The 6,524-nt window shown below is 47.5% G+C and carries 8 protein-coding genes and 1 other annotated feature; of the genes, 4 read left to right on the top strand and 4 right to left on the bottom strand.

The window, feature by feature from the left end; translation table 11 throughout:
• Positions 1 to 508 (top strand): sugar O-acetyltransferase (locus FC61_RS05975; protein ID WP_081038153.1); only part of this gene is annotated, 508 nt, incomplete at its 5' end.
• 108 nt (positions 509 to 616) lie between these two features.
• Here the strand turns inward: FC61_RS05975 and FC61_RS05970 are convergent.
• Both FC61_RS05970 and FC61_RS05965 read right to left on the bottom strand, forming a co-directional pair.
• Positions 617 to 931 carry a hypothetical protein gene (locus tag FC61_RS05970; protein ID WP_021742000.1) on the bottom strand — a complete coding sequence of 105 codons (315 nt, stop codon included), beginning with the start codon at positions 929 to 931 and terminating at the stop codon, positions 617 to 619.
• 39 nt (positions 932 to 970) lie between these two features.
• Positions 971 to 1,543, bottom strand: coding sequence for a cadmium resistance transporter (locus FC61_RS05965; protein WP_035464723.1), 573 nt, complete (start codon positions 1,541 to 1,543; stop codon positions 971 to 973).
• Between the two features lie 88 nt (positions 1,544 to 1,631).
• Between FC61_RS05965 and FC61_RS05960 the strand changes: the two genes are divergently transcribed.
• Complete coding sequence (locus FC61_RS05960) at positions 1,632 to 2,063, top strand: GNAT family N-acetyltransferase (protein WP_035464720.1); 432 nt, start codon at positions 1,632 to 1,634, stop codon at positions 2,061 to 2,063.
• A gap of 43 nt (positions 2,064 to 2,106) precedes the next feature.
• Here FC61_RS05960 and FC61_RS05955 read toward each other — a convergent pair whose 3' ends face one another.
• The gene (locus FC61_RS05955; RefSeq protein ID WP_021741997.1) at positions 2,107 to 2,619 is read right to left on the bottom strand and encodes a GtrA family protein; all 513 of its coding nucleotides are present in this window, start codon (positions 2,617 to 2,619) and stop codon (positions 2,107 to 2,109) included.
• Positions 2,620 to 2,842: 223 nt separating this feature from the next.
• Entirely contained in the window at positions 2,843 to 4,483 is a 1,641-nt protein-coding gene (locus FC61_RS05950) for a peptide ABC transporter substrate-binding protein (RefSeq protein ID WP_021741996.1), read from the bottom strand.
• 124 nt (positions 4,484 to 4,607) lie between these two features.
• Positions 4,608 to 4,858: a binding site (T-box leader), on the bottom strand.
• Between the two features lie 321 nt (positions 4,859 to 5,179).
• On the opposite strand from FC61_RS05950, the gene FC61_RS05945 reads away from it, so the two are divergent.
• Both FC61_RS05945 and FC61_RS05940 read left to right on the top strand, forming a co-directional pair.
• The gene (locus tag FC61_RS05945; RefSeq protein ID WP_024525992.1) at positions 5,180 to 5,815 is read left to right on the top strand and encodes a TetR/AcrR family transcriptional regulator; all 636 of its coding nucleotides are present in this window, start codon (positions 5,180 to 5,182) and stop codon (positions 5,813 to 5,815) included.
• Between the two features lie 139 nt (positions 5,816 to 5,954).
• A partial coding sequence (locus FC61_RS05940) for a YhgE/Pip domain-containing protein (RefSeq protein ID WP_155516308.1) occupies positions 5,955 to 6,524 on the top strand: 570 nt, incomplete at its 3' end.

Raw genomic sequence — 6,524 nt, 5'->3', positions numbered from 1 at the left:
ACCCCGCCTCACTGATGAATTGAATGCCACCGCTGACCCAGATGCTAAGGCCACTTTGTTTACCGCGTTGGTTGGTTCGGCGGGGCCTCGTCCCCTGGTGAATCCCAATTTTCGGTGTGAATTTGGGGATAACATTCACGTTGGCCGCGATTTTTATGCGAATTATGACGTGGTCATGCTGGATGGTGCTCCCATTACGATTGGTGATGCCGTGTTATTTGGGCCAAAGGTGGGATTATATACTAGTAATCATTTAATTGATCCGACGGAACGGGCACAAGGGGGCTGTATTGCTAAGCCGATTACCATTGGCGATCAGTGTTGGCTAGCTGCGAATGTGACGGTTCTTCCTGGCGTCACGATCGGCGCGGGAACGGTGATTGGTGGCGGCAGTGTAGTCACCCATGATATTCCAGAACACGTGGTGGCAGCCGGCAATCCCTATCAGGTGTTACGACCGATTACGGCGGCCGACCGCACGGGTTTTGCGGGACAAGATCTGATTTAGCTAAACTAAAAAAGCCTGGAGTGAAGGCTCCAGGCTCTCTTGCGTTGCCAAATATCTGGTATTAAAACGTGCGCCAGTTAAGTGCTTTTTGTCCCACACTCTCTTTCGTCAGTGCTCAGAAAATAACTGGTGAGCTTTGGCGTAAGTGAAAAGCCGTTCTACGGCTGCTTGATTAGCCGGGGTGGTGAGGAGCACGGCACTTAAATTCGCTTCATCTAAAAAGTAGTGGAAGTCCCGATACCCCAAGGTGTTTTCAGCGGCGTGATAAGCAGTTGCCGCAATTAACCCGGTAGATGAGGTCGTCGTACTGATACGGAAAAGTTGAGCGTCACCACTCAGTCGGCGCAATGTTGCCAAGGAAAAAGCCAGTGGTTGTCGGCGGTGGGTTCGTAAACTTTGCGTGTCGAATGTGACAGTAATCATAGTGGCCTCCTTTAGTTGACGGGTGTTTCATGTGAAACATTAGAGTAGAATCAATAAGCCAATCGTAATAAATAGCAATGGTGACAGCCACGTGCCGAAGCGCTCAAAAAAGCGCGTTGTCGTGTGGGAGCGGGCCAGGTAATAACTAACCCCTAACCATATGCCAATTAATACGAGAAAAATAACGAGGACGCCACCGAACGCGGCCGGCGACAATTTGGTAAAATAGGGAATGTAAATGCTCAGGTTGTCCCCGCCATTGCCAATGGTCATTGACCAAACCAGTGGTAAACTAACGGATTGAGCTAAGCGGGGTGTCGCGATTGGACCATGACGTCCCCGCCACCACTGCCAGAGACCGACGAGGCCCAACGTTAAGGGGACCAATCCAAGCCAGTGCGTTAGATGGGCGGCATCGTAATGGAGCACGCCACGACTGACCAGCCAAGCGATGGCAATTAGGGAAAGAATCCCAAGGTATTGTCCGGCGATAATTTGCTGGCGCTGCTGGCGATTTTTAGCGGCTAACCATAATAGAAGTAATACGACCAAGTCATCGGTATCCGTAACAAAAAATACCCCGATGGCGGTCAGAATGGCGGTAACTGACATGCCCGGCTCCTTTTCTAACATTAAGATGCTTTTATTCTACACGTCTTAAGGCCGGGCCACTACCTGAATGGCGAAAGGAGACAATAATATGTTAATGGCTTATCCAGCAACACCGCAAGATTATCCAGAACTGATCGCGCTTTGGCAAGCTTCAGTGACGGCAACCCACACCTTTTTGACGCCTACTGATATTCAAAAAATTCGCGAACAATTACCGACCTACTTTGCAGCGGTAGAGTTGACCAAGTGGTTAGATGGGTCGAAGTTAATCGGATTTTCCGGTAGGCAGGGCCCGATGTTAGCGATGCTATTCATTGCCCCAGATAGCTTCCGGAAGGGGTACGGTCACCAGATCATCGAGCGGTTAAATCAAGAACAAGACTTACGCTTGGTTGATGTGAACGAACAAAATCCCGGAGCCTTGGCCTTTTATCAACGGCAAGGGTTTCGGATCGTGAGTCGTGATGCGTTAGATGATGCGGGGCAACCCTATCCGATTTTACACTTACGTCGCGATTAAAATCGTCAAAAAAACCATCCTGTTAGCAGGATGGCTTTTTTAGTTAAGCTTTTGTATGCTCTTTGTTATTAAAGATAAACCATTTTGAGAAGAAGTAGTTGCCGATGACGGCCAACCCGTGACCAATGACCTTGGTGATGGTTGGGTGGAAGCTCAACAGTGAGATACCCACATAGAGGATAACGGCTTCCAAAATATATGTAAAGATTCGGGTACCGTAGAATTTCCCCATATCGCGGAAGGGATGATCGGAGGCATGTTTGAAGACCAGCAGTTTGTCAACCCAGAAGGCAGTTTGGACACTGAAGACCCAAGCCAGTAAGTTAGAAATTTGATATTCAACGCCAAAGATACTGTTAAAGAGGTAGAACATGGCGATGTTGACGACAACGCTCAAAGACCCCCAGAGCAGGTAACGTTGAATTTGTTTGTGGGCTTTTTCTTCAACCTCTTCAAGTTGTTCAGCAAATTCATTTTCTGTTTCGGTTAGTTCCGCCTCGTATTCCGATTCCGTTGACGGATAGTGATTGTGACGTAAGGGCACTTGATTTTCCATAAAGTCGAAAGACCTTTCTTAACGTTTTAATCGACCACGATGGCGCGATTAGCTGTTTTCTAAGCGCCAGCTTAGTTTTGAAAACGTGTAGTTGATATAACAACTTAATTATACCGTTTTTGACTATCTCTGCAATGGTGCAAGCTGAGAACTTTTCAAAGGATTGGAGATAAAAAAGATCACAACCATTAATTGGTCGTGATCTTTTTAAATGCAGTTAATGTTAATCCGCAACGTAAGCTTGGCGATAGTCGGCACTACCGTTAAATTTGTTATAAATGACCCCTTTGACCTTAGGGTTAACCAAAGTACTGGTATGTGCTTCGTAGAGGGGTGTGACAGCTTGATCGGTCATGGCCGTTTTGGCTGCCTTGATCAGATCTTGGTACCGAGCTGATTTGTTGAGTGCGTCGGTTCCTTCGGCGTGCTGAATCGCTTGGTCATAGGTTCGGCTGTTGTAGTGGCCCATATTGGAATTGTTGGTTGACGTTAGAATTTGTAATGACTGAATCGGGTCAGCATAGTCCATGCTCCAGCCGGTTAGGTTCATTTCAAAATTTCCCTTTGAGATATTGCCGAGCATTGTTTGGAAGGGTAAGGCTTGGACCGTTACCTTGAGGCCCAACTTACTGGTCAAGGCACTTTGGATGAATTCGGCCAAATTCTTAGTCGTGTCATCGTCTTGGCAAGTGAGGGTCAGGGTTATTTGATGCTTACCCAACTGCTTAAGGGCTTTTTGGTAGAGTTGTTTAGCCAATGTTGGGTTGTAATCGGCCGTGTTGGCTACCTGGGCATCAGTGGTGAAATCCGCTCCCGTCTTAGGATTCTTCAACATATTGTGAATGGCAAAGGTCTTGGCAGGCTTGGACCCATCCTTGAGGACCTTGCTAGTCAATTGCTGCCGATTAATTGCTAGAGAAATTGCTCGACGTAATGTTGCGTTAGCGGTGAGCCGGTTCTTTTCATTATATTGCATGAATCCAATTCGACCGGCCGCAAGTGACTTCAAATCCTGATTATTCTTATTTTGCGCGGTCTCTTCACCATTAAGAGTGACCGTATCTAGTTTTTTAGATTGATAAAGGTTGTAGGCAGTTGAACTGGCCTTAATAACTTGATAGTTGATACTGGACAGCTTGACCGTCTTGGCGGCGCTGTAGGCAGGATTCTTAACCAACTTCCAGTTATCGTTGGTCCCAGTCCAGTTTTTCAAGACGAATGGGCCATTGTAAACGGTCTTTTTAGCCGAGCTGCCGTACTGGTTACCGTATTTTTCGACTGCAGTTTTGTTAAGTGGGTAGTAGGTGGTGCTGGCTAACATCCGCTTGAAATAAGAGGCCGGTTTACTCAACGTAATCTTGAGTTGATACTTGCCGACTGCTTTAACACCAAGTGTGGATGGGGCCTTTTTTCCGGCCGCGATTGCGGTGGCATTTTTGATGTTTGCGAACTGGTAGGTGAACTCCGATTTAGACTTCGGGTTCAGCGTTCGTTCCCAAGAATACACAAAGTCCTGAGCAGTCACGGGTTGACCATTGCTCCATTTGGTATTGGGTTTCAATTTAATGGTATAAGTGTGACCATCATTGGTGACGGTCGTTTTAGTGGCCAAGGCATTTTCAGCTTGGCTATTGGCGTCTAAACGGTACAGGCCTTCGCCGACCTGACTGAGTGTGTTGCTCGAAACGCTATCCGTAATCTTGGCCGTATCAAGACTGGCAATGGTCGCCGTCTCATAAAGGTTTAGATGTTGGGCAGTTGCTGTCTTAGTTGACTTCGAGTGGGCGGTCACAGCAAAGATGCCGCCGATTAAAATGATCCCGCCGCAAACGGCGAGTGCTTTCTTGTGATCTAATAAGCTCATAGTGGTTTCCTCCAAATTGATTGAAATTCTGAGTTGTTACAGCCACTGAGCGTTGCCATCGACTAAACATAGATGAATCCCCCTAAGAAAAAAGTAAACAAAAACCGCCCTTAACAGCCAATGCGTTAAGGACGGTTAACTTTTAACCGCGGTACCACCTTAATTGAACGCAGATACGCAAATAAGCGTCTGCGCCCCTCTCCACAGGAAACTAACATTTCCCTGACAACTGACGTATGTCGCACGTCTTCCCGTACTATAAATTCGGGGAAGCCCTCGGTGGTCCATTTACTTACCTGCGTTCGGCCGTACTCTCAGCAACGACGACTCTCTTTGCGGGCATGATAAGCTTGATCTCCACTTCAATGGTTTGTTTCGGACGATTTTTGAATTGAGGCAAGCATACCGCTTAGGGGTAAATCTGTCAAACCCTAAAATAAAAAAGATTTGTTATTAACCGATTTAGTAATTATCAGCGAGATAATAATTGATGATAGGTTAGCAAGGACGGTGCTGAATGCGGTAAACAATGGCCCTAAAAGCTATACGGGTTTTCCTAATTTAATAATTAATTATTATTAAGACTTAATTATTAATAATTAACTGATGTTTGTAAGCCAGGTAGGACTAACCAAACGGGTTCGGCCAAACCAACTGACGGTTACCGGTATGATAAAAGAAAAGGGGGGATTTAGCATGACCATGACAGATGACGAAAAAATCACGAGTATTTTGGCCGCAGCTAGTGATCTGTTTATTCAGCCGGGGTATCAGGTGACGCAGATGCAGACGATTGCCCGGCACGCACACCTAGCAGTTGGTAGTCTCTACCGGTTCTTTAGTAGTAAAGCCGCGTTGCGTGATCAGCTTTTCCTGACGACATTGGGTGTGTCAGTAACGGGCACCACCTTGCCATTGACAACGGTGGACCAGACCCAATTATTAGCGCAAACTCAGACGGCCTATGACCAGTGGCAGGAGCAGTTTCAAAGTTGCCAACGAGCTAATGACTTAGATGATTTGCTGACAAATTTGGTGACGACTTTTCAACGGTATGGCCGTTATTTTTTGATACTGGAGCACAACCCGACCTTGAATCCCGCACTAACTGCGCTATACCGTGACTATCGGCAACGACTCTACCAACAAGTTGGGGAGTTTCTCATGCGACAACGGCGGACGGCGACCGAAGCAGATGGCATGATTGTGGTTGACTTGATTTTTTGGTGGTGTGCGCACAAGCAGTACGATAGTTTTGAGAAGCCAGTTGGTCGCCAAGCATTGCCAGCTGTTTTGATACAACTGCGAACCATGTTGCACCGCAGCTATTAAGGGGAATTTTGATAAGCCACCGCCGTAACCGGGGGTATCTGGGAGTGGATGCGCGTATTTTCCAGTGATTCGGTTAGACTAGGGTCGAAATTGAATGAACCGTTCATTCAATTTTAAACGTTGAAGGGGGATGGCGAGTATGGCCTTACACGAAATGCGGTATCTACACCAACATCCGGCAGTGATTCGAATTTTACTGGGAATTTTAGTGGTGCCGTTGGTCTATGCAGTCACGTTTTTAGCATCTGTTTGGAATCCATATGGGGAGCTCCAGCATTTACCGATGGCTGTCGTCAATCAGGATCGGCCGGTCACGGGAATGGCGTGGGGCCGGCAGGTGACCCGCCAATTGGTCCGGGATCGCTCATTGGATTTTCGACAAATGCCAATGCATCGCGCCCAACAGCAGCTGGCTACGGGGCACGTCTACTTGGTCTTACAGATCCCACGAGAGGCATCGCATCAGTTGCGGCATTTACCGACGGCTACCCGGCCCTTACACGTAACCTATCGGACAAATGCTGGTCAAAGTGCCGTCGCCGCCAAGATGGGGGAGTCAGCCATGACTAAGCTACAAATCCGGTTGAATCAAGCCGTCATTCAAACGGAACAACAGGCCGCCCGACAACAGTTGGCGCAGCAAACCCGGATCACGGCTGGTCAATTGCGGCAAATCGCACAACTGACGGCAGCTAACCAGGGGACTGTC

Origin of the sequence: Levilactobacillus brevis ATCC 14869 = DSM 20054 (assembly GCF_001433855.1) — a bacterium.
Classification (GTDB): Bacteria; Bacillota; Bacilli; order Lactobacillales; family Lactobacillaceae; genus Levilactobacillus; species Levilactobacillus brevis.
This window is presented reverse-complemented; position numbering and strand designations above follow the sequence as displayed.